The sequence below is a fragment of the Nocardioides ganghwensis genome (assembly GCF_014779655.1).
In the GTDB taxonomy this organism is placed as follows: domain Bacteria; phylum Actinomycetota; class Actinomycetes; order Propionibacteriales; family Nocardioidaceae; genus Nocardioides; species Nocardioides ganghwensis.
Genome location: NZ_JACXYX010000020.1, coordinates 37,623 through 62,819 on the forward strand (window position 1 = coordinate 37,623; position 25,197 = coordinate 62,819).

Annotated in this window: 24 protein-coding genes; 9 read left to right on the forward strand and 15 right to left on the reverse strand. The window is 72.0% G+C overall.

Annotation, left to right across the window (positions count from 1 at the left end; genetic code table 11):
• Positions 1-9: 9 nt before the first annotated feature.
• The 4 genes from IEZ24_RS19030 to IEZ24_RS19045 form a co-directional block, all read right to left on the reverse strand.
• Positions 10-450, reverse strand: a complete 441-nt coding sequence (locus tag IEZ24_RS19030) for a Fur family transcriptional regulator (protein WP_129456627.1) — start codon at positions 448-450, stop codon at positions 10-12.
• A gap of 246 nt (positions 451-696) precedes the next feature.
• Positions 697-1,668, reverse strand: a complete 972-nt coding sequence (locus IEZ24_RS19035; RefSeq protein WP_207206913.1) for an SDR family NAD(P)-dependent oxidoreductase — start codon at positions 1,666-1,668, stop codon at positions 697-699.
• A gap of 3 nt (positions 1,669-1,671) precedes the next feature.
• Positions 1,672-2,541 (reverse strand): aldo/keto reductase, encoded by an 870-nt coding sequence (locus tag IEZ24_RS19040; RefSeq protein WP_129456626.1) that lies wholly within the window; start codon positions 2,539-2,541, stop codon positions 1,672-1,674.
• A gap of 10 nt (positions 2,542-2,551) precedes the next feature.
• Positions 2,552-3,055: a BLUF domain-containing protein gene (locus tag IEZ24_RS19045; RefSeq protein WP_129456625.1), complete on the reverse strand. Its 504-nt coding sequence runs from the start codon at positions 3,053-3,055 to the stop codon at positions 2,552-2,554.
• 134 nt (positions 3,056-3,189) lie between these two features.
• Here IEZ24_RS19045 and IEZ24_RS19050 point away from each other — a divergent pair, with 134 nt between their 5' ends.
• Entirely contained in the window at positions 3,190-3,546 is a 357-nt protein-coding gene (locus IEZ24_RS19050; RefSeq protein WP_129456624.1) for an MmcQ/YjbR family DNA-binding protein, read from the forward strand.
• A gap of 298 nt (positions 3,547-3,844) precedes the next feature.
• Here IEZ24_RS19050 and IEZ24_RS19055 read toward each other — a convergent pair whose 3' ends face one another.
• Together IEZ24_RS19055 and IEZ24_RS19060 are read right to left on the reverse strand one after the other, a co-directional pair.
• Positions 3,845-3,982, reverse strand: a complete 138-nt coding sequence (locus IEZ24_RS19055) for a DUF6069 family protein (protein WP_165356191.1) — start codon at positions 3,980-3,982, stop codon at positions 3,845-3,847.
• Complete coding sequence (locus IEZ24_RS19060; protein WP_129456623.1) at positions 3,979-4,980, reverse strand: RNA polymerase subunit sigma-70; 1,002 nt, start codon at positions 4,978-4,980, stop codon at positions 3,979-3,981. Before IEZ24_RS19060 ends, IEZ24_RS19055 begins: the two co-directional genes overlap by 4 nt.
• A gap of 139 nt (positions 4,981-5,119) precedes the next feature.
• Here IEZ24_RS19060 and IEZ24_RS19065 point away from each other — a divergent pair, with 139 nt between their 5' ends.
• Positions 5,120-6,658, forward strand: coding sequence for a CYTH and CHAD domain-containing protein (locus IEZ24_RS19065; RefSeq protein ID WP_165356190.1), 1,539 nt, complete (start codon positions 5,120-5,122; stop codon positions 6,656-6,658).
• On the opposite strand, the gene IEZ24_RS19070 is transcribed toward IEZ24_RS19065, so the two are convergent.
• Both IEZ24_RS19070 and IEZ24_RS19075 read right to left on the reverse strand, forming a co-directional pair.
• Positions 6,627-6,779: a hypothetical protein gene (locus IEZ24_RS19070; RefSeq protein ID WP_165356189.1), complete on the reverse strand. Its 153-nt coding sequence runs from the start codon at positions 6,777-6,779 to the stop codon at positions 6,627-6,629. The genes IEZ24_RS19065 and IEZ24_RS19070 overlap by 32 nt on opposite strands.
• Positions 6,780-6,902: 123 nt before the next feature.
• Positions 6,903-7,109 carry a hypothetical protein gene (locus IEZ24_RS19075; RefSeq protein WP_129456621.1) on the reverse strand — a complete coding sequence of 69 codons (207 nt, stop codon included), beginning with the start codon at positions 7,107-7,109 and terminating at the stop codon, positions 6,903-6,905.
• A 144-nt stretch (positions 7,110-7,253) separates the two neighbouring features.
• Here IEZ24_RS19075 and IEZ24_RS19080 point away from each other — a divergent pair, with 144 nt between their 5' ends.
• On the forward strand, positions 7,254-9,644 hold the full coding sequence (locus IEZ24_RS19080) for a heavy metal translocating P-type ATPase (protein WP_129456620.1): 2,391 nt from the start codon (positions 7,254-7,256) through the stop codon (positions 9,642-9,644).
• Between the two features lie 56 nt (positions 9,645-9,700).
• On the opposite strand, the gene dnaB is transcribed toward IEZ24_RS19080, so the two are convergent.
• Positions 9,701-11,098: a replicative DNA helicase gene (gene dnaB, locus IEZ24_RS19085; RefSeq protein ID WP_439116373.1), complete on the reverse strand. Its 1,398-nt coding sequence runs from the start codon at positions 11,096-11,098 to the stop codon at positions 9,701-9,703.
• A gap of 564 nt (positions 11,099-11,662) precedes the next feature.
• Between dnaB and IEZ24_RS19090 the strand changes: the two genes are divergently transcribed.
• From IEZ24_RS19090 to IEZ24_RS19105, 4 genes are all read left to right on the forward strand, one after another.
• The gene (locus tag IEZ24_RS19090; RefSeq protein WP_129456618.1) at positions 11,663-13,021 is read left to right on the forward strand and encodes an MATE family efflux transporter; all 1,359 of its coding nucleotides are present in this window, start codon (positions 11,663-11,665) and stop codon (positions 13,019-13,021) included.
• 39 nt (positions 13,022-13,060) lie between these two features.
• Positions 13,061-14,260 (forward strand): hypothetical protein, encoded by a 1,200-nt coding sequence (locus IEZ24_RS19095; protein WP_129456617.1) that lies wholly within the window; start codon positions 13,061-13,063, stop codon positions 14,258-14,260.
• 194 nt (positions 14,261-14,454) lie between these two features.
• Positions 14,455-19,191 carry a S8 family serine peptidase gene (locus IEZ24_RS19100; protein ID WP_165356188.1) on the forward strand — a complete coding sequence of 1,579 codons (4,737 nt, stop codon included), beginning with the start codon at positions 14,455-14,457 and terminating at the stop codon, positions 19,189-19,191.
• Positions 19,192-19,308: 117 nt separating this feature from the next.
• A complete protein-coding gene (locus tag IEZ24_RS19105) occupies positions 19,309-19,722 on the forward strand; it encodes a hypothetical protein (protein ID WP_129456615.1) in 414 nt (137 codons plus the stop codon).
• Positions 19,723-19,796: 74 nt separating this feature from the next.
• Here IEZ24_RS19105 and rplI read toward each other — a convergent pair whose 3' ends face one another.
• The 4 genes from rplI to rpsF all read right to left on the reverse strand — a co-directional run bounded on the left by rplI (position 19,797) and on the right by rpsF (position 21,594).
• Positions 19,797-20,243, reverse strand: coding sequence for a 50S ribosomal protein L9 (gene rplI, locus IEZ24_RS19110; protein ID WP_129456614.1), 447 nt, complete (start codon positions 20,241-20,243; stop codon positions 19,797-19,799).
• Between the two features lie 14 nt (positions 20,244-20,257).
• The gene (rpsR, locus tag IEZ24_RS19115) at positions 20,258-20,494 is read right to left on the reverse strand and encodes a 30S ribosomal protein S18 (protein ID WP_056603689.1); all 237 of its coding nucleotides are present in this window, start codon (positions 20,492-20,494) and stop codon (positions 20,258-20,260) included.
• 87 nt (positions 20,495-20,581) lie between these two features.
• Positions 20,582-21,193: a single-stranded DNA-binding protein gene (locus IEZ24_RS19120; RefSeq protein WP_129456613.1), complete on the reverse strand. Its 612-nt coding sequence runs from the start codon at positions 21,191-21,193 to the stop codon at positions 20,582-20,584.
• A 110-nt stretch (positions 21,194-21,303) separates the two neighbouring features.
• Entirely contained in the window at positions 21,304-21,594 is a 291-nt protein-coding gene (gene rpsF, locus IEZ24_RS19125) for a 30S ribosomal protein S6 (protein WP_129456612.1), read from the reverse strand.
• Positions 21,595-21,848: 254 nt separating this feature from the next.
• Here rpsF and IEZ24_RS19130 point away from each other — a divergent pair, with 254 nt between their 5' ends.
• Together IEZ24_RS19130 and IEZ24_RS19135 are read left to right on the forward strand one after the other, a co-directional pair.
• Positions 21,849-22,787: a serine/threonine-protein kinase gene (locus IEZ24_RS19130; protein WP_129456611.1), complete on the forward strand. Its 939-nt coding sequence runs from the start codon at positions 21,849-21,851 to the stop codon at positions 22,785-22,787.
• Entirely contained in the window at positions 22,784-23,584 is an 801-nt protein-coding gene (locus IEZ24_RS19135; RefSeq protein ID WP_129456610.1) for a deoxyribonuclease IV, read from the forward strand. Before IEZ24_RS19130 ends, IEZ24_RS19135 begins: the two co-directional genes overlap by 4 nt.
• Before the next feature lie 61 nt (positions 23,585-23,645).
• Here the strand turns inward: IEZ24_RS19135 and IEZ24_RS22475 are convergent, their stop codons facing one another.
• Together IEZ24_RS22475 and IEZ24_RS19145 are read right to left on the reverse strand one after the other, a co-directional pair.
• The gene (locus IEZ24_RS22475) at positions 23,646-24,308 is read right to left on the reverse strand and encodes a class F sortase (protein WP_242498589.1); all 663 of its coding nucleotides are present in this window, start codon (positions 24,306-24,308) and stop codon (positions 23,646-23,648) included.
• A complete protein-coding gene (locus IEZ24_RS19145; protein ID WP_165356187.1) occupies positions 24,301-25,197 on the reverse strand; it encodes a hypothetical protein in 897 nt (298 codons plus the stop codon). Before IEZ24_RS19145 ends, IEZ24_RS22475 begins: the two co-directional genes overlap by 8 nt.

Below are 25,197 nucleotides of genomic sequence, written 5' to 3' on the forward strand. Positions count from 1 at the left end.
GAGCGGGTGTCAGGTGGCGGTGTCGGTGGAGCAGGCGGGGCAGAGGCCCCAGTAGGTGACCTCGGCCTCGTCGACGACGAAGCCGTGGGTGTCGGAGGCGTCGAGGCACGGGCGTACGCCGACTGCGCAGTCGACGTCGGCGACGACGCCGCACGAGCGGCAGACCACGTGGTGATGGTTGTCGCCGACGCGCAGCTCGTAGCGCGCGACCGAGCCGGCGGGCTGGATCCGGCGGACCAGCCCGGACTCGGCGAGCGCGCCCAGCACGTCGTACACGGCCTGGTGGGAGACCGTCGGCTCCTCGGAGCGCACGGCCGCGAGGACGCTGCCGGTGTCGGCGTGCGGGTGGCGGCGTACGGCGCGCAGGACGGCGAGACGCGGGCGGGTGACCCTCAGGTCAGCGCTGCGGAGCAGGTGCTCGAACTCGGCCTCGGTCGCGTGGTCGTCCATCGCGTTCCACCCTGCCCCCTTTTCTTGAACGAGTCAAGTTTTTCCGGCGGGGAGTCAGCGGCCGCGCGGTGGGGTAGTCCAGTGAGAAGTGGCCGGGAAATCACGCTCGCCACGACCACAGGTCACTGGACTACCCGCCCCAACAGCCAGAAATCACTGGACTACCCCACGCGGGCGGGGAGGACCCGGCCAGGCGGACGTCGTCGACCCGCAGGCTCGGCGCCGCACCAGCCGAGTGCCGGGCGATCAGTCGAGCCCGGCCGCCTCGCGCAGCCACGCCCACGCCTGGGCCCGGTCCCGTCCGCTCGCCCGCGTGGTCGGGAGCAGGTTGGTCGGCCGCTCGACCCGGTCGTGCCAGAACCGCCCCGTCGGCGGGGCCGGCTCGACCGCGGTCAGCCACACGCTGGTGTCGGCACCCTGGGCGTCGTCGCGCAGGACCGGACGGGTGAGCCTGCGGAAGGTCGGCAGGGACTCCTGCACCCCGGGGGTGTCGGCCCAGCCCGGGTGCATCGTGGCCACGGTGATCCCGTCCGCGGCCCAGCGCTCGGCGAGGAGTGGCGCCATCTCGACCTGCCAGCGCTTGGACCGGGCGTACGCCGTGGTCGGCGAGTAGTCGCCGGTCGTGAAGCCCGGGTCGTCGGCGCGCAGTGGCTGGCCGTACATCCCGCCGCTGCTGACCAGCACCACCCGGCCGCCGGCCCCGTCGGAGAGGGGACCCCGCAGCGCCTCGGTCATCACCACCGGCCCGACGACGTGCACCGCGAGGCTCAGCTCGTGGCCCTGCGGCGACTCGGTGCGGGCGGGCGGCATGACCCCGGCGTTGTGCACGATCGCGTGGAGGTCGGGAACCTCACCGGCGAAGTCGGCGGCGAAGCGGCGTACGTCGTCGAGGTCGGACACGTCGCAGCGCCACAGCCGTACGTCCGCCCCGGGGTGCGTCGCCCGGATCCGCTCGGCGACCCCGGCGCCCTTGGCCTCGTCACGCACGAGCATGTGCACGACGGCCCCGTAGGTGACCAGGCCCTCGACCGTGGCGATGCCGAGCCCGGAGCTCGCGCCGGTGACCAGGACGTGGCGTCCCTCGAGCGAGCGTGGCAGCGGGTCGGGCGGCCAGCCGGGCAGCGCACGCCGCACGGCCAGGCCGATCGTGGTGTAGCCGAGGACGAGCGAGCGGTCCATGACCGCGTCGACGGCGCGGCTGAGGATCGGGCGGGCCACGGTTCAGCTCGCGTCGAGCCGGGCCAGCTCGTCGGCGGTGAGCTCGAGGTCGGCCGCGGCGGCCGAGTCGGTGATCGACGAGGGACGCTTGGCGCCGGGGATCGGGATGACGACGGGCGACTGCGCCAGCTCCCACGCCAGCGCGACCTGCTGCGCGCTGACGCCGCGGTCCCGGGCGATCTCGGCGAAGGCCGGGTGCTTCTCGGCGAGCTCCTTGGCGTCGGAGAGACCGCCCAGCGGGCTCCACGGCAGGAAGGCGAGGCCGAGCTCCTCGCAGACGTCGATCTCGGGACGGCTGGAGCGGAACTTGGGGCTGAACTGGTTCTGCACGCTCACCAGCGCGTCGCCGAGGACGGCGTGCGCGTCGCGGATCTGCTGCGGATCGGCGTTGGAGAGGCCGACGTGGGCGACCTTGCCGCTGTCGGCGATCTCCTTCAGCGTCCCGATGACCTCGTCGTAGGGGACCTTGGGGTCCGGGCGGTGGTGCTGCCAGAGCGCGATCTGCTCGACGCCGAGACGCTGCAGGCTGGCGTCGACGGCCTCGCGGAGGTGGGCCGCGGAGCTGTCGGTGTCCCAGCCGCCGCCCTCGGTGCGGACGTGGCCGCCCTTGGTCGCGAGCAGGACCCGGTCGCGCACGCCGAGCTCGTCGAGGAGGGAGGCGATGAGCCGCTCGTTCTCCCCCTGGGCGCCCTCGCCCTTCTCGTCGCCGGGGCCGTAGGCGTCGGCGGTGTCGAAGAGCGTGACGCCGGCCTCGAGCGCGGCGGACACGGTGTCGAGGAGCTGCTGGCGGGGCTGGGTGCCGGTCTGGTCGAAGGTCATCAGGCCGAGCCCGATGGCGCCGACCTGCTGGTTGCCGAGGGTGCGAGTCTGCATGCCCTCGACCCTACGACCGGGACGGAAGCGCGGCCCCACCCCGATGGGAGGCGTCGGGCACCGACCAGGGCGGGGAACAGGCGGTGTTGAGGCGGAAGGACTCGAGCAGCTCGAAGGCCGGCGCCACGTGGGCGAGGAGGTCGTGCCCGACCGACTGGCGGGCGAACTCGTTGAAGTCCTGGAGGTCGGCGACCTCGCGGGCCGAGACGTTGCGGAAGCCCATCGACCACGTGGAGAACGAGCGGTCGGCGACGTGTCGGCGGTCGACGACGCGTACGCCGCCGTGGCGGGGGTCGTCCTGGATCGCGCCGAACACCGAGTCCACGGCGTCCGACGTGCCCTCGAGCGTCTGGATCACGTTGCCGCCGCTGTAGAGCAGCAGCCCGGTCAGGCCGAGGCGCTCGTTCTTGGGCCGGATCTGCTCGATCAGCTCCACGAGCTGCGCGACGGACATGAGACGCGTCGCGGCGCTCGTGTAGGTCAGCGTCAGGAGCTGAGGGTCGTCGCTGTGCATGGCTGCTGGAGACGCTAGCCACGTCGGGGGGTGGACACATCACCCCTACGGGCAGTGCGGGTGCCCGCCCGGGACGGGAGACGGCCCCGAGTTCTGGGGATGCCCGCCGTCGACGGCGTGCCGATACTGGTGGGGTGGCCGTGCTCGACGACGTCCTGGCGCTGGGCTCGACCCTGGACCGGTCGTACGTCGCCACCGTGCGGGGACGGCTGAAGTTCCGGGTCGGCTCGATCGTCTACGTAGCGTTCTCCGAGGACGAGAGCGTCATGGGGTTCGCGTTCCCCAAGGAGGAGCGCGACGCGCTCGTGGCCGGCGACCCGCGCTTCCACCTGCCCGGGGCCTCCGACCTCCGGTTCAACTGGGTGCACGCGACCCTGTCCGAGCTGGACGCGGCCGAGGCCCGCGAGCTCGTCGTGGACGCCTGGCGGATGGTGGTGCCGCAGCGGCTCGCCCGGGCGTACGACGCCGCGCACCCCCACGCCCCGGGCTGAGGCCGCTCGGCCCCCGGCCTGGCCAGGACGGGAGGATGCGGCGGGCGTTCACGCGCGTGATCTGCGTGGCGGAGGTCCGGGCCCGCCCGGCGGTAGTCCAGTGGCGTCTGGCTCCGGGTCGGGGTAGTCCAGTGGGGTGTGGTTGTCGGCCGGGGTAGTCCAGTGGGTTCCGGTCGTCCCGGGGCCGTCTTCCCAGCCACTACCCACTGGACTACCCCACGAGGGCGGACGCAGGGCCTCGGTCTCTCGACTGCGCACGGCCGCCTCGAGGGCGCAGGCGGGTCGTGGACGACGTACGTCAGGCGGTCGTCCGGAGCGTCCGCGCGACCGTCGGCACCACCAGCGCCGCGGCGAGGAGGTGCAGCAGCACGAGGGTGAGGGCCGTGGCGGTGTCGGCGGCCCCGAGTCCGGTGGCGACGAGCCGTCCGGTGCTCACTGTCCGGCCCCGTCGGCGGCCAGCCGCTCAGGCAGGCCCAAGGAGGCGAACCGGTCCGCGTCGAAGATGGTCACCTCGGTGACCGTCCCGTCGGAGATGCGCAGCACGTCGAGGGTCAGGGCGACGTACGCCGCCTCCTGCTCGCGCCACAGGTAGTAGGCGACCGCCGGCTGGCGGTTGACCGCCGTGGGGACCGCGCGGAGGCCGGTCATCCCGGGGTAGCCGTTGGCCGTCCAGTCCGCGACGACGGCGTCCCGGCCGACCACCAGTCCCTCCCAGGGCGGCATCGAGTAGCGGACGTCGTCACGCATCATCGCGGCGATCGCGTCGAGGTCGGCGGCCACGCTGGCGTCGGTGAAGCGGCGTACGAGCTCGCGGTTCTCCACGTCCGTGTCCGCGCCCGTCCACTCCTGGCGCTCGGCGGGCAGGTGCTCGCGCATGCCGGCGCGAGCCCGCTGCAGCGCGCTGTTGACCGAGTTGACCGAGTCGCCGAGGAGGTCGGCGACGTCCTTCGCCGGCCACCCGAGCACGTCACGCAGGACGAGCACGGCCCGCGGCCGGGGCGCGAGGTGCTGGACCGCGACGACGTACGCCAGCTCGATCGTCTCCCGCGCCATCGCGAGCGCCTCCGGCTCGTCGGCGTCGGCGGCGGGCAGCTCGTCGAGCAGGCTGTCGGGGTACGGCTGCAACCACCGCACCTCCCCGCCGGTCGCGGGCTCGGGGCGCCGCGTGGCGAGCAGGTCCAGGCAGGCGTTGGTGGCGATCCGGTAGAGCCACGCCCGGAAGGTCGAGCGCCCCTCGTACGTCCCGCGCGCCCGCCACGCCTTGAGGAAGGTCTCCTGCACTGCGTCCTCGGCGTCCTGGAACGACCCGAGCATCCGGTAGCAGTGCACGTGCAGCTCGCGTCGGTGCCGCTCGGCGGCCGCGGTGAAGCTCGCCTCGTCCATGTCGTCCAGGCTGCTCACGCCGACCTCCTCCACATCCGTGTCGACCGTCATGACCCATCCTTCCGTCCGTCGTGTCCTTGTCACACGTATGACGGCGGTGGGCGCCGGAACTCATCACCCGACGCGGGCGATGAAGCCACCCACCCGCGCGCAGGGTGCGCCCCTGTCTCGGAGCGGCCGACAATGTGTCATGGTGAACGAGTCCTGGCCCGAGACCGAGCGCACCTTCGACGTCGACCCCGCGACCGTCCTTCCGACGATGCTCGACGTCGATGGTGTGGCGCGCGTGGGTCAGGCGGTCGAGCACGAGCTCGAGGCGGTGTACTTCGACACGGTCGACCTCGACCTGGCCCGCCGCGGCGTCACCGTACGGCGGCGGACCGGGGGCTCCGATGCCGGCTGGCACCTGAAGCTGCCCCGCGTCGGCGACACCCGGGTCGAGGTGCGACGGCCGTTGGGCCGCGCCACCCGAACGGTCCCGCGACCTCTGCTCGAGCCGGTGCGAGCCCTGGTGCGGGACCGTCCCCTCGTCCCGGTCGCGCGCATCCTCACGCGTCGCCAGGAGCGCGCGCTGCTCGACGCCGACGACGCCGTGCTGGCCCACGTCTGCGACGACCACGTACGCACCGAACAGCTCCACGTCGGCGACCAGCGGGACGAGTGGCGCGAGTGGGAGGTCGAGCTGGTCGCGGGCGACGACACCCTCCTCGACCTGGCCGAAGAGCTGTTCCGGGAGGCCGGTGCCCGACGGGCGCAGGCGTCGTCGAAGCTGGCCCGGACACTGGGCGACCACCTTCCCCCAGCGCCGTCGCCGCCGTTGCGGAAGAAGGAGCTCCGCCGATCGACCGCCGCGGCCGCTGTCACGCACCGGCTGGGACGGCAGGTCGACCGGCTGCTCGCTCAGGACCGGCGGGTCAGGGCCGGCGAGGACGGGTCGGTGCACAAGATGCGCATCGCCGTCCGGCGGCTGCGGTCGGCCCTCAAGACGTACGGTCCGCTCTTCGAGGACGCCGCCGCCACCGACTCGCTGGCCGAGGAGCTGCGGTGGCTCGGCCGGGCCCTCGGACCGGCGCGGGACGCCCAGGTCCTCCGGGAACGGCTGACCGAGCTGGTGGCGGCCGAGCCGGATCACCTGGTGCTCGGTCCGGTGGCCGCATCCATCGACGACGACCTTCGAGCGGCCGAACGGGCCGCCCGTGAAGCGACTCTCGCCGCGCTCGGAGACCGGCGCTACTTCCGGCTGCTCGACGACCTCGACGAGCTCGTGGGGGCTCCGGCCTTCACGGCCGAGGCGGGGAAGCCGGCCCGGAAGGTGTTTCCGCGACTGCTGCACCGCGACGCCAAGCGACTCCGCCGCTCGGTGAAGGAGGTCAGGCGCGCGGCGGGCGGCGAGAAGCGCGACGTCGCTCTCCACGACGCCCGCAAGAAGGCGAAGCGCCTGCGCTACGCCGCCGAGTCCATGGCTCCGGTCCTCGGGAGGCGGGCCGACGAGCTGGCCGCATCGGTCAAGGCGATCCAGCAGGTCCTCGGTCGGTTCCAGGACACCGTGATGTCGCGCCGGGTCCTGCGTGACCACGGTGCGCGCGCACACGCGGACGGACACAACGGCTTCACCTACGGCCGCCTGCACATGCTCGAGGAGGCGAGCGCCGAGGCAGCCGTCCGCGAGTTCGACGACGCCTGGGCGCGGGTGTCCCTCAAGGGGCTGCGACGCCGGCTGGAGGCGTGAGGGGGTCGTCGACCCCGGTGATCGCCCGAAGCATCAGATCGGCCTCGCGCTCGCACTCCTGCCAGAAGCCGGCGTCGAAGAGGCTCTCCGACGCGTGCCGCGTCACTCCGATGGTCTCCACAGTGCTCACCGTCCGTCTCGCCCCGCGTCCTTGACGAGGAGACGGGGCTCGGCCCCAGGCGTGACGCAGAGTCACCAACCTTTTCGGCCCGCCCGGGACGACGCCCGGGCCGCCCGTCGACCTTCAGCAGGCGTGGGTGGGGTGCCACCCCGCGAAGCCCGTGTGCATGCCGGGATTGTGCGCGCCGTCGAATCCCATGACCTGAGCACAGGACTGCACGTGGTGACCGAACTCCGAGCCAGCGCTGGCGGACACCGCAGGGGTCGCTGTCAGGGACAGGCCCCCTGCGAGGAACAGGATGCTGAGGATCCTGGCGAGTGAGGTGGTCATGACGGGGCTCCTTGACGGGTGCTGGGTGTGTGGTTGCCTCCTGAGACTGCCCTCCTCCCCTGTGAGGCACCAGGGCCAACGTCCCCCTCTCAAGCAGGACCGTCGAGGGGTTGACTTGATACCCCCCGGGGGTATTGTGGGGGTATGAGCAGTCACGCGCACGACCCGGCTTCGACCACAGCTCGCCAGGTCACCGACCCGGTGTGTGGGATGACGGTCGACCCGGCCACGACCGAACATGCCGCCGTCCACGACGGCGAGCACTTCTACTTCTGCTCGGCTGGCTGCAAGGACACGTTGCTCGCCGCGCCGGATGCCTACGCCCGCCGGTCCGACGAGCAGGACCACGCCGGGCACGGAGGCGCAGCTGGCGGCCAGCCGCCGACGCCGGGTGAGGGGGAGGCGATCGAGTACACGTGCCCGATGCACCCCGAGATCCGACAGGACGGGCCCGGCGCCTGCCCGATCTGCGGCATGGCCCTCGAACCCGTCATCGTCACCGCCGACACCGGCCCGTCCGAGGAGCTGCGCGACATGACGCGCCGGTTCTGGTTCGGGGTGGTGCTCTCCTTGCCCGTCCTCGTCCTGGGCATGGGACGCGACCTCGTCCCGTGGCTCCACGACAACGTCTCCGCCACCACGTCCGCGTGGACCCAGCTCGTGCTCGCCACGCCCGTGGTGCTGTGGGCCGGCTGGCCGTTCTTCGTACGCGGCTGGGCGTCGGTGCGCACCCGCCACCTCAACATGTTCACGCTCATCGCGATGGGCACCGGCGTCGCCTGGCTGTTCTCCGTCGTCGCCACCCTCGCGCCCGGCATCTTCCCCGAGGCGTTCCGTGAGGACGGCGCCGTCGCGGTCTACTTCGAGGCCGCCGCCGTCATCACCACACTCGTGCTCCTCGGCCAGGTGCTCGAGCTCCGTGCCCGCGAAGCGACGTCCGGCGCGATCAAGGCACTCCTCGACCTCTCACCCAGGACCGCGCGGCGCATCCGCGACGACGGCACCGACGAGGAGGTCACTCTCGACCAGGTCCACATCGGTGACCTGCTTCGCGTGCGCCCCGGCGAGAAGGTCCCGGTCGACGGGCTCGTCGAGGACGGCAAGTCCGCCGTCGACGAGTCGCTGGTCACTGGGGAGTCGATGCCCGTCACCAAGAACCCCGGCGACCACGCCATCGGCGGCACCCTCAACACCACCGGCACGCTCCTGATGCGTGCCAGCGCGGTGGGCCGCGACACGATGCTCGCCCGCATCGTCAACATGGTCGCCGAAGCCCAACGCTCCCGCGCGCCCATCCAGCGCACCGTCGACCGCGTCTCCGCGGTGTTCGTGCCCACCGTCATCGGCATCGCCGTGCTCGCGTTCATCGTCTGGGCCATCGTCGGGCCCGACCCCAAGCTGGCGCACGCGCTCGTCGTCGCCGTCAGCGTCCTCATCATCGCCTGTCCGTGTGCCCTCGGCCTGGCCACCCCCATGTCCATCATGGTCGGGGTCGGCCGCGGCGCCCAGATGGGCGTCCTGATCAAGAACGCCGAAGCGCTCGAGCGGATGGAGAAGGTCGACACCGTCGTCGTCGACAAGACCGGCACCCTCACCGAAGGCAAGCCGGCCGTCGTCGCTGTCGAGCTCGCCGACGGCTACAGCGACCTCACCGCCGAGGAGCTGCTGCGGCTCGCGGCTGCCGTCGAGAACAGCTCCGAGCACCCGCTCGCACGCGCCATCGTCGACAAGGCGCAAGCCGGCACGACCGGCGTCGACAGGCTGCCAGAGGTGGCTGACTTCGACGCCCCGGCCGGCAAGGGCGTCCTTGGCACCGTCGAGGGGACGCGGGTCCTCATCGGGACCGGCGGGTTCCTCACCTCCCAGGGCGTGGACGCCGACGTCCTGGCCGAGAAGGCCGACCGCCTGCGCAGCACCGGCGCAACCGCCGTCCTCGTCGCGGTCGACGGCACACCCGCCGGTGTCATCGGTATCGCCGACCAGGTCAAGGACACCACTCCTGCCGCCCTCGCGGCGCTGCGCAAGGAGGGAATCGAGGTCATCATGCTCACCGGCGACAACCAGGTCACTGCGACCGCGGTCGCCGCCGGCCTGGGTATCGACCGGGTCGAGGCCGAGGTGCTGCCCGACCACAAGGCCGACGTCGTCAACAAGCTCCGCTCCGAAGGCCGAGTGGTCGCGTTCGCCGGTGACGGCGTCAACGACGCCCCCGCGCTCGCGGCCGCCGACGTCGGCCTGGCGATGGGCACCGGCACCGACGTGGCCATCGAGTCCGCCGGCGTCACCCTGCTGCGCGGCGACCTCAACGGCATCGCCCACGCCCGGCAGCTCTCACACGCCGTCATGGGGAACGTCCGGCGCGGGCTCGTGCTGGCCTTCGCCTACAACACCGCCGGCATCCCCATCGCAGCCGGCGTGCTGTACCCCGCGCTCGGCTGGCTGCTCTCACCCATGGTCGCCGCCGCCGCGATGGCGCTGTCCTCGGTCAGCGTCATCGTCAACGCCCTGAGACTGCGCACCCAGCGACTGGTCTGACGGCGACACCTCCACGCCAGCGAGAGGGACGAAGGCCGTTCCACCGGCCCGGACGACTAGCCCTGGGCCATGTCCACGAACCTGGAGTAGTGACCCTGGAAGGCCACGGTGAGGTCGCGGGTCGGGCCGTTGCGGTGCTTGGCCACGATCAGGTCGGCCTCGCCGGGGCGGGTCGACTCCTTCTCGTAGACGTCGTCGCGGTGGAGCAGGATCACCATGTCGGCGTCCTGCTCGAGCGAGCCGGACTCACGCAGGTCGCTCATCATCGGGCGCTTGTCGCCACGCTGCTCGGGACCACGGTTGAGCTGCGACAGCGCGATGATCGGGCACTCGAGCTCCTTGGCGAGGAGCTTGATGTTGCGGGAGAACTCCGAGACCTCGAGCTGGCGGGACTCGACCTTCTTGCCCGAGCTCATCAGCTGCATGTAGTCGATGACGATGAGCTTGAGGTCGTGGCGCTGCTTGAGCCGCCGCGCCTTGGCCCGGATCTCCATCATCGTCATGTTGGGGCTGTCGTCGATGAACATCGGCGCCCCCGACACCTGGCCCATCTTGCGGGCGAGCTTCTCCCAGTCGTCGTCGCGCATCGTGCCGTTGCGGATGTGGTTGAGCGGCACCTTCGCCTCGGCGGAGAGCAGGCGCATCATGATCTCCGAGCGCGTCATCTCCAGGCTGAAGAAGACGCTGGTGAGGTTGTTGTGGATCGACGCCGCGCGGCAGAAGTCGAGGGCGAGGGTCGACTTGCCCATGGCGGGGCGCGCCGCGACGATGATCATCTGGCCCGAGTGCAGACCGTTGGTGAGGTCGTCGAGGTCGGCGAAGCCCGTGGGCACGCCGTAGAGGCCGGCCTCGCGGTTGCCGATCGCCTCGATCTCGTCGAGGACGCCGCTCATGATGTCGCTCAGCGGCGCGTAGTCGACGGCCGCGCGCCGGTCGGTGACCTTGTAGACCTCGGCCTGGGCGTGGTCGACGACGTCGTCGATCTCGCCCTCGCCGGCGTAGCCGAGCGCCGCGATGCGGGTGCCGGCCTCGACCAGGCGGCGCAGGATCGCCTTGTCGCGCACGATCTCGGCGTAGTAGCCCGCGTTGGCCGCGATCGGCACGTTGGCCGAGAGGGTGTGCAGGTAGGGGGCGCCGCCGATGCGGACGAGCTCGCCTCGCTTCTGCAGCTCGGCGGCGACGGTGATCGGGTCGGCCGGCTCGCCGCGACCGTAGAGGTCGATGATCGAGTCGTGGATGACCTCGTGGGCCGGGCGGTAGTAGTCGACGCCCTTGATGACGTCGACGACGTCGGCGATCGCGTCCTTCGACAGCAGCATCGAGCCGAGCACGCTCTGCTCGGCGGCGTTGTCCTGCGGAGGCGTACGGTCACCGGCCGAGCGCGGCGACTGACCGGGCTCGTAGGCCGCCGGACCGTCGCCCCAGGCCTCGTCGGTGTCCCCCTCGAAGGCGATGCTCACTCCGCGCTCCTCCATCTCGTGCCACCCACGGGCCCACTCACGACCTGCCGCCCTCGACGGTAGGCACGACCACCGACACCGCCAGCGGACCTGCGCCGGCGAGCCGCGCCGGACCCGGTCCGCGAGTGGCGTCCCGATCGACGTCCGCGCGAGACCGTACGTGCTCCGGACGGGTCAGGGGAAGCCAGCGCGACGGAGTTATCCACAGGCTTTGTGGAGAACCTGCGGACGAGGGTGGACGACACGCAGGCAGCAGTGCACATGACGTAGACGAGCCTGTGGACACGAGTCCGCAATGCTGGCCGAACACCGCTCTGACCTGCGACAACGCGACACACAGCCTGTGGAGGAGAAATACACGGGCCCTGCGGACGTTCACCCGTCCGCCATCTGGAAGATGCCGACCGGTCAGCCAGCACGCCGCCGTGACCAGCGCCACCGGCGCGTCATCCACACGGCCATTCACAGGTAGTCCGAAGGGACTATGTACGCGCCGGGAACCGGCCGGTATCCGGTCCGGCACGGCCGACGCCGGGCGGCGTTCCTAGAGTTCGACGCGTGACGACCGACCGGGAGAGCGAGCGCGCGACCCACCGCGAGACCGACCGCGAGATCCTGCGCCTGGCCGTCCCCGCCTTCCTCGCCCTCGTCGCCGAGCCGCTCTTCCTGCTCTCCGACGCCGCGATCGTCGGCCACCTCGGCACCCCCGAGCTCGCCGGCCTCGGCGTCGCCGCGGTCGTCCTCCAGACGGTCGTCGGCCTGTGCGTCTTCCTCGCCTACGGCACGACCGCGAGCGTGGCGCGACACCTCGGCGCCGGCGACCTCCGTGCCGCCCTCGCACAAGGCGTCGACGGCGTGTGGCTGGCCGTGCTCATCGGGACCCTCGCCACCGCGCTCGGGATCGTCCTCACCCCGACCCTGGTCGGCGCCTTCGGCGTCGGCGCGGAGGTCGCCGACCACGCAGAGACCTACCTGGCCATCGCGTTCCTCGGCACCACGCCGTTGCTCGTCATGCTCGCCGCGACCGGCGTGCTGCGCGGCCTGCAGGACACCCGTACGCCGCTGATGGTCGCCGTCGTCGGCAACGGCCTCAACATCGTGTTCAACGTCGTCCTCGTCTACGGCCTCGACCTGGGCATCGCGGGCTCGGCCATCGGCTCCGTCCTCGCCCAGGTGATCAGCGCAGCCTGGCTCCTCGTGGTCGTCGTCCGCGCGGCCCGCGCGCACGACGCGCCCCTGTCCCCCGACCGCGCCGGCATCACCGCGGCCGCGCACGCCGCCGTCGCGCTCGTCGTCCGTACGCTCGCGCTGCGCGCCTGCCTGCTCGTCGGGACGTACGCCGTCACCCGCGTCGGCACCGGTGCCACCGACGTCAACGTCGCCACGCACCAGGTCGCCATCACCCTCTGGAGCTTCCTCGCCTTCGCCCTCGACGCCATCGCCATCGCCGCGCAGGCGCTCACCGGCCGTGCCCTCGGCAGCGGCGACGTCGACGGCACCCGGCGGCTGACCCGCCGGATGGTCAGGTGGGGCTGGGGCAGCGGGCTCGTGGCCGGGCTCGCCCTCGCGGCCGTGGCCCCGTTCATCGGTGCGCTGTTCACCACCGACCCCGAGGTGCGGGAGCTGCTCGTGCCCGTCCTGCTGGTGGCCGCGCTCGGCCAGCCGCTGGCCGGGATGGTCTTCGTGCTCGACGGCGTCCTCATCGGCGCGGGCGACGGGGCCTACCTCGCGTGGGCCGGGCTGGTCGTGCTCGCGGCGTACGCCCCCGCCGCGCTCTGGGCGGCGACCCTCCCGCACGGCCTGGTCGCCGTCTGGGTCGCGATGGTCTTCGTCTTCATGGGCGCGCGAGGGGTGCTGCTGTCGTGGCGCGCACGCGGCGACCGGTGGCTCGTGACCGGAGCGACGTCCGCTCGTTGAGCCTGCATCACGACCGAGGGAGGGTCCGAGGTGGGTCAGGTGGAGAAGCAGCGCGCAGCCGTCAGGTCGGCAGTGCGGCTGGGGGTGGTCGCGCTCGTCGCAGGAGCGCTCGTCGCAGGAGCGCTCGTCCCCCTGGCGGGAGCCGCACCCGCCGAGGCCGAGCCGGGGTGCGTCGACGAGACGGCGCCCGGCATCCTGCAGGACGGCTGCGACGACAGCACCCCGCCCGACACCACCCTCACCGCGTCCACCACGCCCAACGCCGCCGGCCTGGTCGACGTCTCCACGATGACCTTCGCCGTGCAGGCGCAGGTCTCCGACGCCGACCCCGGTCCCTTCGGCCTCGAGTGCACGCTGGCCGGCGGACCGCAGGCCCACGACTGGCGCGCCTGCACCAGCCCCGTGACGTACGCCGACCTCCCCGACGCCGCGGCCGGGACGTACGTCTTCCAGGCCCGCGCCGTCGACCTCGGCGACGCCGCCCGCAACCCCGACGTCAACCCGCTGCTGCCGCCGGCGGTCGCCGACACCCCTGACCACGACCCCACCCCGGCGACCGTGCGGTGGGGCCAGGACACCCGGGCGCCGTTCGTCTTCGTCACCTCGACGTCCTACGACGAGATCACCCCCACCCAGCCGGTGGTCACCGGCGCGGGCGTGCCGATCCGGCTCAACAGCAGCGAGGCGGGCTCGACGATCGAGTGCACCGACAACGGCCGCCCCGTGGCGTGCTCGGCGGGTCGGTGGGAGCTCGAGGACCCGCGGGCCGGCCGGCACCGGTTCGCCGCGCGCGCCGTCGACGCCGCCGGCAACGCCAGCGCCTGGTCGGAGCCGGTCGAGTTCTTCGTCCCCCGCAACCTCACGCGACAGCGCGGTTGGAAGAAGGTCCGGGACGCCGGCTGGTTCCGTGGTGACGCGCTCACCTCGTCCAGGCGCGGGGCCCGGCTCGTCCTGCCCCGCGCGAAGGTCGGCGAGCTCCGCCTCATCGCCCCCAGCGGGCCGGGCTTCGGCAAGGTGCGTGTGCGCGTCGGCAGGCGCGCGTGGCACGTCGTCGACCTCTCCGGCCCGAAGGCAGCCATGCGCCAGGTCGTCGTCATCGACCGCTACTCCGGGGTCCGCTCGGGCCGGATCGTGATCGAGACGCTGGGCCGCAAGCGGGTCGTGATCGACGCCGTCGTCGCCCGGCCCAACCGCTTCCCGGCCGCCATCCGGACGGACGGTCCGGCGCCCGCGCCCTGACCCACGCGGAGACGATCCGGGGTTACGTCTCCGTTACGAGAGAATCTTCAGACGCGGTTTTCGTTGACACGCGCCCCACGTGTGACTTCAGATACAGGGGCTTCACCCCTCATCCCGCCTGGATGACGTACGCATTCGCTCTCGGGGGCGCGTCGTCATGCGGTCGGGCCAGTCTCGTCGAACGGGAGATCCGCGTGATCCGTCGCACCATCGCGGCAGGCGCTGCAACCAGCGTCGCTGCCGCACTACTCGTGCCGTGGGGGACGGCTGCCAACGCAGCCGACTTCGACCCCGGCACCCTCAAGCCTGAGAAGGCAACCCCTGCCCAGGCCTTCGACAAGGGCACGGTGCTGGAGCTCGGCACCGGCAAGAAGGCCGAGACCTACATCGTCCAGCTGGACGCCCCTGCCGTGCCGACCCGCGACAGCGCCGAGCGCCGCGGCGAGGCCAGCACGCAGTCGGAGTCGGCCTACCGCTCGGAGATCAAGTCCGAGCAGGCCGACCTGGTCTCCTCGATCTCCCAGGTCACCGGTGGCAGCGCCAAGGTGCTCTACCGCTACACCGAGGCGCTCAACGGCATCGCGGTCAACCTGACGCGCGCGCAGGCGCAGAAGGTCTCCCGTCTCGACGGCGTCGCGGCCGTCCAGGTCGACTTCGAGCGCGAGCTCACCACCGACAAGGGCCCCGAGTGGATCGGTGCGCCGTCCATCTGGGACGGCTCCAACGTCCCCGCGGCGTTCGACGGCAACAAGGGTGAGGGCGTCATCGTCGGCATCCTCGACTCCGGCCTCAACCCGGAGAACCCGTCGTTCGCCGACGTGGTGCCCGCCGAGGACGGTGGCGACGGCTACGACCACACCAACCCGCTCGGCGCCGGCAACTACCTCGGCATGTGCGACCCCGCCAACACCGCGCAGTACGTCGCGAACTGGGGCTGCAACGACAAGCTGATCGGCTACTACAACTTCGAGAACCCCGCCGCCGGCGGCAACCCGTTCGACGACCCCTACGACGACGACGGCCACGGCAGCCACACCGGCAGCACCACGGCCGGAAACCAGGTCGACGCGACCGCGTACGCCGCCAAGGGCACGCCCAACGAGTTCTCGGTGACCTCCACGATCAAGGGTGTCGCGCCCCACGCCAACATCATCGGCTACGACGTCTGCGACGGCGGCTGCCAGGGCTACTCGATCCTGGCCTCCATCAACCAGGCGATCCTCGACGACGTCGACGTGATCAACTACTCGATCGGCTCGTCCGCGGCGTCCAACCCCTGGACCGACCCCGACGCCGTCGCGTTCCTCAACGCTCGCGAGGCCGGCATCCACGTCGCCACCTCGGCCGGCAACGCCGGTCCCGGCGCCGCCACCCTCGGCAGCCCCGGTGACGTGCCGTGGATGACGACGGTCGGTGCGACCACGCACGACCGCAAGTACGTCTCGTCGGTCACCGACCTGGCCTCGGACGCCGGCGCCGGCCCGGGCGACATCGCGGGTGCCGGTCTCTCCGGTCCCACCGACGCCGCCTACCCGCTGGTCGACGCCCGCTCCGTCAACGGCAACGCGCTCTGCGAGGCGGAGAAGTTCCCCGCCGGGACCGACTTCACCGGTCAGATCGTCCTGTGCGACCGCGGTGTCACCGGTCGCGTGCAGAAGGGCGAGGTCGTCGCGGCGCTCAACGCCGAGGGCATGGTCCTGGCCAACGACCCGGCCAGCGGCGACTCCCTCAACGGTGACGCGCACGCCCTCCCGGCCGCGCACATCACCTACGACGACGGTGTCGCCCTCCGCGAGTGGATGGGCTCGGTCACCGGCGAGGAGGCCGCGCTCTCCGGCTCGGTCGCCGACATCAAGGACGAGAACGGCGACATCATGGCCGCCTTCTCCAGCCGTGGCCCCAACCGCGCGGTGTCGATGATCAGCCCGTCCGTCTCGGCTCCCGGCGTGGACATCCTCGCCGCGGCCGGCGCTGACAACGAGGTCGTCTGGGAGTTCATCTCCGGCACCTCGATGGCCAGCCCGCACACGGCCGGCGCGCTCGCGCTCCTCAGGGGCATGCAGCTCGACGTCCCCGAGGCCGACCAGTGGAGCCCGGCAGAGGCGCAGTCGGCGCTGATGACCACCGCTGAGCGCGACATCACCGACTCCGACGGCACCGCTGCCGACTGGTTCGACATGGGCTCGGGTCGCATCGAGCTCCGTCGCGCCGCCAAGGCCGGCTTCGTGCTCGACGAGGACCTCGCCGGCTACCAGGGCGCGAACCCCGCGCTCGGCGGCGACGTCCGTGAGCTCAACACCGCCAGCATGGCCGACGACGAGTGCCTGCAGACGTGCGAGTGGACCCGTACGCTCACCGGCACCGCCACCGGTGCCGGCACGTGGACCGTGTCGGTGGAGAACGTCTCCGACGGCATCACCCTCGACACCGACGTCGACACCGTCGCGCTGACCGACGGCGGCACCGCCGACGTCACGGTCACCGCGACCGTCGACGCCGGCGTGGCCACCGACAAGTGGCTCTTCGGCACCCTGGTGCTGACGCCGCCCGCCGGATCCGAGGCCCCTGTGGCGCACCTCCCCGTCGGCGTCCTGCCGTCGGCCGGCGTGCTCCCCGAGTCGATCGACATCACCACCCGTCGTGACGCGGGCTCCCAGGTGGAGTCGGGCTTCGAGGCCATCGCCATCAGCGACCTGCAGATCGACGCCAGCGGGCTGGTGCCCGAGGACAGCGTCGAGCTCTCGATCGCCGAGGACAGCACCAACACCGACCCGTACGACGGCAACGGCACGCACGTCGAGATGCTCGAGGTGCCCGCGGGCGCCACGAGCCTCATCGCCAAGCTGGAGAACCCGACGGCGCCCGACTTCGACCTCTACGTCGGGAAGGGCGAGGTCTCCGCGGCCAACGAGATCGCCATGAGCGCGAGCGCTGGCTCGGACGAGGTCATCGAGATCGCCAACCCCGAGCCGGGCACCTACTGGGTCCTGGTGCAGAACTGGGAGGCCTCCACGGCCGGTGGCACCGACACCACCGACCTGGTGACCGCGGTGGTCGCCGGCGACCAGGGCAACCTGCGCGCCGAGGGCCCCGAGGGCGCCCTGCCTGCCGCCACGCCGTTCTCGATCCGCACCTTCTGGGACGAGGACGCCATGGAGGCCGGTCAGACCTGGCACGGCACGCTCACCCTCGGCACCTCGCCGGCCAGCCCGGGCGACATCGGTGTCGTCCCGGTGACGGTCGAGCGCGTCGAGGACGACGTGACCAAGACCGCGGACGTGGAGGAGGCGGCACCGGGTGACACGATCACCTACACCGTCGAGGTCGCGCCCAACGTCTCGCGCGAGGACCTGACCTACACCATCACGGACGCACTGCCCGAGGGCACGACGTACGTCGAGGGCTCTGCCACCGACGGCGCCACCTTCGCCGACGGCACGGTGTCGTGGACCGGTGAGCTGGCCACGACGTACGGCCTCGAGGGCACCTACTCCTTCGCCACCAGCGCCGAGGACGAGTCCTGCACCACGCCGTTCGGGGGCTACCTCGACCTGGCCGAGCTCGACATCCCGGCCGACGACGGGGTCACCGGTGACACGGCGTCGTTCGACGCCTTCGGCACGGGTGACTTCGGCTTCTACGGCACGTCCTACCGTGGCCTCAACTTCGCCGACGACGGGTTCCTGACCTACGGCGACGGCTACGGCGACCCGGGTGCCGGCGACGAGCCGTGGACGGTGCAGTCCGTCCCCGACGTCGCCAAGCCCAACAACGTCGCAGCGATGCTCTGGCAGGACATGGAGTTCCGCTACGACCTGGCCTCCGGCGCGGGTGTCACCCTCGCCAGCACCGCGGGCGCCAACGGGTTCGACCCCGGTGAGATCGGCATCATCGAGTACGACAACATGCGGTTCTACGACGATGACGCCGGGACCTTCGGCCAGATCGACATGCAGGCCTGGGTCGTCGACGGCAGCAACGACATGTGGTTCGCCTACGACAACATCACCGCGGGCAACGGCATCCTCCTCGGCGGCAACGCCCAGGCGCCGGTCACGATCGGCACCGAGAACGCCGGTGGCACGTCGGGCCAGGCAGTGGTCAACGCGGGCAACGCCGGTCCGGTCCTCGAGGACGGCCTCGTGGTCTGCGCGACCTACGACGGTCCGGTCGCCGAGAGCGCCAGCTTCAGCTACCAGGTGACCGTGGACGGCGACGTCCACGAGCGCCAGAGGCTGGTCAACGAGGCCGTGCACACGACCAGCGACCCGGGCGCCAAGCCCGCGTCGGCGACCGACACGGTCGTGGTCAAGGGCGCCTCGGAGCGCAGCGAGGTCGCGCTGTCGATCAACCCGGACCGCATCGAGACCGGTCAGACGACCGCGGCCACGGCCACGGTCTTCAGCGCCGGCGAGACGGTCGCGACGGGCACGGTCGAGTTCTGGGCGGGCGACCGCAAGGTCACCACGGCCACCCTGGACGCCACGGGCAAGGCCACGGCCACGCTCGGCGGCTTCACGACCGCCGGGACCATCCCGGTGACCGCGAAGTACCTCGGTGACCCCGCCAACCTCGGCAGCACCTCCGCGCCGGTCAACCTGGTGGTCTCGGCCCCGGGTGCCCCGACGCCGAAGGTGAAGTCCCGGATCGACGTGGACGCGCCGAAGGTGATCAAGCAGGGCAAGAGGGCCAAGCTCAAGATCGCCGTGTCCGCCCCTAACGTCGTGCCCACCGGCACGGTCGAGGTGACGGTGAAGGGTGCGCTCAAGAAGAAGACCTGGACGCTGACGCTCAACGAGTACGGCAAGGCCCGTCTCAAGCTGCCGAAGGCGACCAAGGTCGGCAAGATCAAGGTGAAGGTGGAGTACCTCGGTGACGCCGCGGTGCTCGGCAGCAAGGAGAGGCTGAAGATCAGGGTCGTCAAGAACTGATCGAGGTGATCCTCACCTGATCCACACGGAGGGGCCGGCGGTGCGACACCGCCGGCCCCTTCGTCATGTGCGGGAGGGGCGGAACGCCTCCGGGAGCACTCCCGTCAGACTGGGGTGATGCACGCGATGCGCCGCCTCCCCCTGCTGCTGGTGACCTCCGTCCTGGTGGCAGCCTGTGGCGGCACCACCCAGCCCCCGAACGGCGAGGAGACAGCCGTGGACCCCAGCCCGTCGTCGAGCCCCTCGTCCAGCCCGTCGTCCAGCCCGTCGTCGGGCGCGCCGGCCGACGCCGTACGGGCGGTCGAGGACCTGGCCGCCACGCTCGACATCCCCGCGGACGAGGTGGAGGTCGTCTCCACCGAGGAGGTCACCTGGCGCGACGGCAGCCGCGGCTGCGCCAAGCCGGGTGAGATGTACACCCAGGCGCTGGTCGACGGCCTGCGGATCACGCTGCGCGCCGGCGGGCGGACGTACGAGTACCACTCCGGCGGCAACCGGCCGCCCGCGCTCTGCGAGAAGCCGACCGAGTAGTCCCGGACAGCACGACGGCCCGCCACCCCCTCAGGGGCAGCGGGCCGAGCGTGGGTCGTGCGGTGTGCGTCGCGTCAGGCGGGAACGACGTTGAGGGCCACCGTGGCGGACACCTCGTCGTGCAGCTTGACCGACACCTCGTGGGCGCCGAGCGTCTTGATGGGGTTGGCCACCACGATGGTGCGGCGGTCGACCTTCTCGCCCGAGACGGCGGTGATGGCGTCGGCGATCTCGGCGGTGGTGACGGCGCCGAACAGGCGACCACCCTCACCGGCGCGGACCTTCACCATGACCGCGTTGGCCTCGATCTTGGCCTTGACGTCCTTGGCGTGGTCCTCGTCGCGCACCGCACGGGCGGTGCGGGCGGCCTTGATCGACTCGATGGTCTTCTCGCCGCCGCGGCTCCAGCGGATGCCGAGGCCACGGGGGACGAGGTAGTTGCGGCCGTAGCCGTCCTTGACCTCGACCACGTCACCAGGGGCACCGAGGCCGTCGACCTCCTGGGTCAGGATGAGCTTCATGTCTCCCGCTCCTCTCAGCGACCGGTGGACGTGTAGGGCAGCAGGGCGAGCTCGCGCGCGTTCTTGACGGCGATGGCCACGTCGCGCTGGTGCTGGACGCAGTTGCCGGTCACGCGACGGGCGCGGATCTTGCCGCGGTCGGAGATGAACTTGCGGAGCAGGGTGGTGTCCTTGTAGTCGACACCGGTCGCCTTCTCCTTGCAGAACTGGCAAACCTTCTTCTTGGGCTTGCGCAGAATTGCCTTGGCCATTGTGGTGCTCCCTTTCAGTGAGCCCGGCCCTGAGGCAAATCAGGGACGGAATGGAGTTTCGAATGTCTTGCTGGGTCCGGATCCGGACTAGAAAGGCGGCTCGTCGTTGCCGCCGCTGACCCCGGGCGTGGCCCACGGGTCGTTGGGCGCTGCGGACTGGCCGCCACCCTGGGGCTGGCCGCCCTGGGGCTGACCGCCCCAGCCGCCGCCACCCTGCGCGGGCGCCGGGCTGGCCCACGGGTCGTCGGCAGGCGCGGACTGCTGCCCGCCGCCACCGCCACCCGAGTAGCCACCGCCGCCGCCACCGCCGGAGTAGCCGCCACCGCCGCCCTGTCGCGTCGTCTTGGTGACCTTGGCCGATGCGGAACGCAGCGACGGGCCGACCTCCTCGACGTCGATCTCGAAGACGGTGCGCTTCTCACCCTCGCGGGTCTCGTACTGACGCGACTTGAGGCGACCCTGGACGATCACCCGCATGCCCCGCTGGAGGGACTCGGCGACGTTCTCCGCGGCCTGCCGCCACACAGCGCAGGAGAGGAACAGCGTGTCGCCGTCCTTCCACTCGTTGCTCTGGCGGTCGAAGGTGCGCGGCGTCGACGCGATCCGGAAGTTCGCCACGGGTGCCCCCGAGGGGGTGAACCGCAGCTCCGGGTCGTCGACGAGGTTGCCGACGACGGTGATGGTGGTCTCGCCTGCCATGTCAGGTCTCCTAAAGATGTCCTGCTGATCCGGGTGCTCTCGATGTGCTGCCCATCAAACAGGCAGCGACCGACAGCGGGAAGGGTCTATCCACAGACGCCGTGAGGCGATCAGTGGGCGTCGGGACGCATGACCTTCGTGCGCAGGATCGACTCGTTCAGCGTGAGCTGGCGGTCGAACTCCTTGACCGTCGCGGGCTCGGCCGTCAGCGAGATGACGGCGTAGATGCCCTCGGCGTTCTTCTTGATCTCGTACGCCATCCGGCGACGACCCCACACGTCGAGCGACTCGATCGAGCCACCGTCCTTGCGGATCACGTTGAGGTACTTGTCGAGCGACGGCTCGATGGTGCGCTCGTCGAGACTCGGGTCGAGGATGACCATCACTTCATAGGCACGCATAGCGGTCTCCACCTCCTCTGGGCTAGAGCGGCCACGGGCTTTCCGTGGCAGGAGGGACTGTGCGTTCACGGGCGTACGACGTGGGTCGCGGCACCGCGGTCACCCGAAGGCAACCGGGGAAGACTACCAGCGCGCGCCCCTCCCCCCGGAATCGTCGTACGAACGCCCGGGACCGCCCCCGAGCGTCCCGCCTCGCCCGGGTCGAGCCTGTGGACGACGCCCCGGGGACGCTCGTCCGGGGCTAGCGTCGTGGAGTGCCCGCGACAGCGCCCCGCTCCGCCACCGTGGTGGCCGGGCGCTACCGCCTGCTCGACCAGGTGGGCAGCGGCGGGATGGGCTCGGTGTGGCGGGCCCACGACGTACGGACCGGGCAGGACGTGGCCCTCAAGGTTCTCGGCCGGCACGGCTCGGCGCTCCTGGCCCGCTTCGTGCGCGAGCAGGCGGTCCGGGTCCGGCACCCGCACGTCGTGGCGCCCCACGGCTGGGCGGCGGAGGACGACCTGGTGGTCCTCGCGATGGAGCTGGTGACCGGCGGCTCGGTCGCCGACCTGCTGCGCGAGCACGGCCCGCTCGACCCCGGCACCGCCGCGCTCCTCGTCGAGCAGCTGCTGATGGGGCTGGGCGCCGTGCACGGGGCGGGGCTGGTGCACCGCGACGTCAAGCCCGCCAACCTGCTCCTCGAGGCGACCGGCGACGGCCCTCCGCACCTGCGGCTCGGCGACTTCGGGGTGGCCGCACCGGTCGCGGACCGTCGCTTCACCACGGTGCCGGGAGCGATCGGCACCGACGGCTACATGGCGCCCGAGCAGGCCCGCGGTGCGCCGCCGGAGCCGACCCAGGACCTGTACGCCGTGGGGCGCGTGGCACTCGAGCTCGTCACCGGGCTGCCCCCCGCGGGCCAGGGCGACATCCCCTCCCACCCGCTCCGGCCGCTCCTCGAGCGCCTGCTGGTGAGCGACCCGGAGCAGCGCATCGCCACCGCCGACGCGGCGCTGCGCCTGCTCCGTCGGCTGCCGGTGCCCCCGCCCGACGGCCCGCCCGTGCCCGACCGCCTCGGTCCGCCCCCGCGCCGGCGGCGTACGACCCCCACCGGGCCCCGGGACCCCGTCGACTGGCCCGGCTGGCTCGCCGTCGCAGCACTCGTCGCCGTGGTCGCCGGGTGTCTGTGGGTCCTCCTAGGCTGGTCGTCATGAGCACCCCACTGCCGATCGGCGCCCACGTCGAGCAGACCGACCCGATCGCCGAGGCGGCGGCGCGCGGCACCACCCTCGTGCAGTTCTTCCTCGGCGACCCCCAGGGCTACAAGGGGCCCGAGGTGCGCTTCGACGGCGGGGCGGCCGCGCTGCGCGCAGCGGCCGAGGAGGCGGGCGTCGACCTCTACGTCCACGCGCCCTACATCGTCAACGTCGCCACGACCAACAACCGGATCCGCATCCCCAGCCGCAAGCTGCTCCAGCAGCACATGGACGCAGCGGCCGAGATCGGCGCCAAGGGCCTGATCGTCCACGGCGGCCACGTCAACAAGGCCGACGACCCGGCGGTCGGGTTCGACAACTGGCGCAAGGCGATCGAGGCCACCGACCTCAAGATCCCCCTCCTCATCGAGAACACCGCCGGCGGCGACAACGCGATGGCGCGCCACCTCGACCGGATCGCCGGCGTGTGGGACGCGATCTCGTCGGCCGGCGGTGCCGAGCACGTCGGCTTCTGCCTCGACACCTGCCACGCGTGGGCCGGCGGCATCGAGCTCGGCGACGCGGTCGACAAGGTCCGCGGCATCACCGGCCGCATCGACCTCGTCCACGCCAACGACTCGCGCGACGGCTTCGACTCGGGAGCCGACCGCCACGCCAACTTCGGCCACGGCCACCTCCCGGCCGACGAGTTCGCCGCCGTGGTGCGCGAGGCCGGCGCGCCGGTCATCTGCGAGACGCCGGGCGGTCCCGCGGAGCACCTCGCGGACTTCGCGTGGCTCCGCGAGCACCTGTGATCCTCACCTGTCGGCCCTGTCGGCCCTGTCGGCGCGGACGGCCCGGTCGGCCGGGCCGGACTCAGCCGGCGGGGCGCGCCGTGACCACCACGTTGCTGCGATAGGCGGTGCCGTCCCAGTCCTCGCAGGTGATGAGCACCAGGCGACCCGGACCGGTCCGGGCGAACAGGGACGCGCTCCTGCGCGCGAGCTCCTCCCGGCTGAGCACCTCGACGGCGTCGACCACGTAGGCCACCTCGCGCGCGCCGGAGCGTACGAGCACGTCGTCGCCGGCGGACACCGTCTCGAGGTCGTCGAAGGCTCCCCCACCGGCGCGCACGGTGTGCCCGGTGACGACGGCTGCACCTGCGGACGCGCCGGGGCGGGCGCCGCCGGTCCACCAGCCCACCTGTCGGGGGTCGGAGGGGGGCGTGAGCGCGCCGTCCTCGGTGCGGATGCCCGTCACGGGCGCCCGGACCCCGAGTGACGGGACGACGACCAGGTCGGGACGTACGCCGGGGTCCGTCGGCGCCGTGGTCTGCGCGGGACGCGCCGACGGTGTGGACGTCCGGGCCGGCTCACGCACCTGCACCGCCGCCGGGGGCGGCGCGGTGTCGGTTGCCTCGGTGGCCGCAGGCCCACCGCCGAGACCGCTGCCGGCCAGGAGCAGCCCACCCGCGACGAGCGCGGGTGCGGCTGCCCCCAGCAGGATGGCCGTCAGCCGACGGCCGCGGGCATCAGCCACGGGCGCGGAGCCACCCGAGGCGGGCGAGGACGCCACCGAGGAGCACGAGCAGTGCTCCCAGCAGGACCTGGGTGGAGCTCGGCCCGGCCGGCTCGGCGCCGGTCAGACCGGCGTTGACGGCGGTCGGGAGCTGCTGCTGCTGCGACGGAGCGACGGACGGGTTCGTCGAGTCGTTGTCGCTCCCGGCGTTGTCGTCGTCGTCCGCGAACGCCTGCTCGCCCAGCACCTCGGGCTCCTCGGTCTCCTGCGGCTGCTCAGAGGCCGGGGTCGGCGTGGGCGTAGGCGTCGGGGTCGGCGTGGGAGTAGGCGTCGGGGTAGGAGTCGGCGTCGGGGTCGGCGTAGGCGTCGGGGTCGGCGTCGGCGTCGGCGTCGGCGTCGGCGTGGGCGTCGTGGGAGCACAGCCCTCGACCCAGAAGACCTTGGACTTGGTGTCGTTGCCGATGGAGCCGGGCGTCGCGATCGTGAGCTTCACGTGGTAGCCCTGCTGCGGGTGCGGAGCGCCGGTGAACGACAGGGTGTAGGTCTGTCGGCCGTCGAGGCCGGTCGGCGTGCCGGCGCCCGTCGCGGGGTCACCGCCGACGAAGACCTGCGGAGGTCCGGAGACGGTCATGCCGACACCTGTGGTCGGCGCCTGCTCCTCGAAGGAGACGGTCGAGACGATGTCGGCTCCCTCGTCGAACCCGTACCACTCGACGTCGAAGCTGCACCCGACGTGCGGAGTGTTGTTGGGGATGGAGTCGATGTCGCCCAGGGGCGCGATCTTCACGGTGCCGTTGTTGCCGGGCGGGTCGGCGAGGGCCGCGATGGGAGCGGCGGTCACCATGCCGAGGCAGACGAAGGCGGCGAGCCCGAGTCGCGGAGCGAGGCGGTAGCGGTTGTTCGAGGTCAT

Coding starts and splice junctions, on each gene's coding strand:
- IEZ24_RS19030 (WP_129456627.1), bottom strand. CDS start 450: ATGGACGACCACGCGACCGAGGCCGAGTTCGAGCACCTGCTCCGCAGC.
- IEZ24_RS19040 (WP_129456626.1), bottom strand. CDS start 2,541: ATGCAGACTCGCACCCTCGGCAACCAGCAGGTCGGCGCCATCGGGCTC.
- IEZ24_RS19045 (WP_129456625.1), bottom strand. CDS start 3,055: ATGCACAGCGACGACCCTCAGCTCCTGACGCTGACCTACACGAGCGCC.
- IEZ24_RS19060 (WP_129456623.1), bottom strand. CDS start 4,980: ATGACGGTCGACACGGATGTGGAGGAGGTCGGCGTGAGCAGCCTGGAC.
- IEZ24_RS19065 (WP_165356190.1), top strand. CDS start 5,120: ATGGTGAACGAGTCCTGGCCCGAGACCGAGCGCACCTTCGACGTCGAC.
- IEZ24_RS19075 (WP_129456621.1), bottom strand. CDS start 7,109: ATGACCACCTCACTCGCCAGGATCCTCAGCATCCTGTTCCTCGCAGGG.
- IEZ24_RS19080 (WP_129456620.1), top strand. CDS start 7,254: ATGAGCAGTCACGCGCACGACCCGGCTTCGACCACAGCTCGCCAGGTC.
- IEZ24_RS19105 (WP_129456615.1), top strand. CDS start 19,309: ATGCACGCGATGCGCCGCCTCCCCCTGCTGCTGGTGACCTCCGTCCTG.
- rplI (WP_129456614.1), bottom strand. CDS start 20,243: ATGAAGCTCATCCTGACCCAGGAGGTCGACGGCCTCGGTGCCCCTGGT.
- rpsR (WP_056603689.1), bottom strand. CDS start 20,494: ATGGCCAAGGCAATTCTGCGCAAGCCCAAGAAGAAGGTTTGCCAGTTC.
- IEZ24_RS19120 (WP_129456613.1), bottom strand. CDS start 21,193: ATGGCAGGCGAGACCACCATCACCGTCGTCGGCAACCTCGTCGACGAC.
- rpsF (WP_129456612.1), bottom strand. CDS start 21,594: ATGCGTGCCTATGAAGTGATGGTCATCCTCGACCCGAGTCTCGACGAG.
- IEZ24_RS19135 (WP_129456610.1), top strand. CDS start 22,784: ATGAGCACCCCACTGCCGATCGGCGCCCACGTCGAGCAGACCGACCCG.
- IEZ24_RS19145 (WP_165356187.1), bottom strand. CDS start 25,197: ATGACCTCGAACAACCGCTACCGCCTCGCTCCGCGACTCGGGCTCGCC.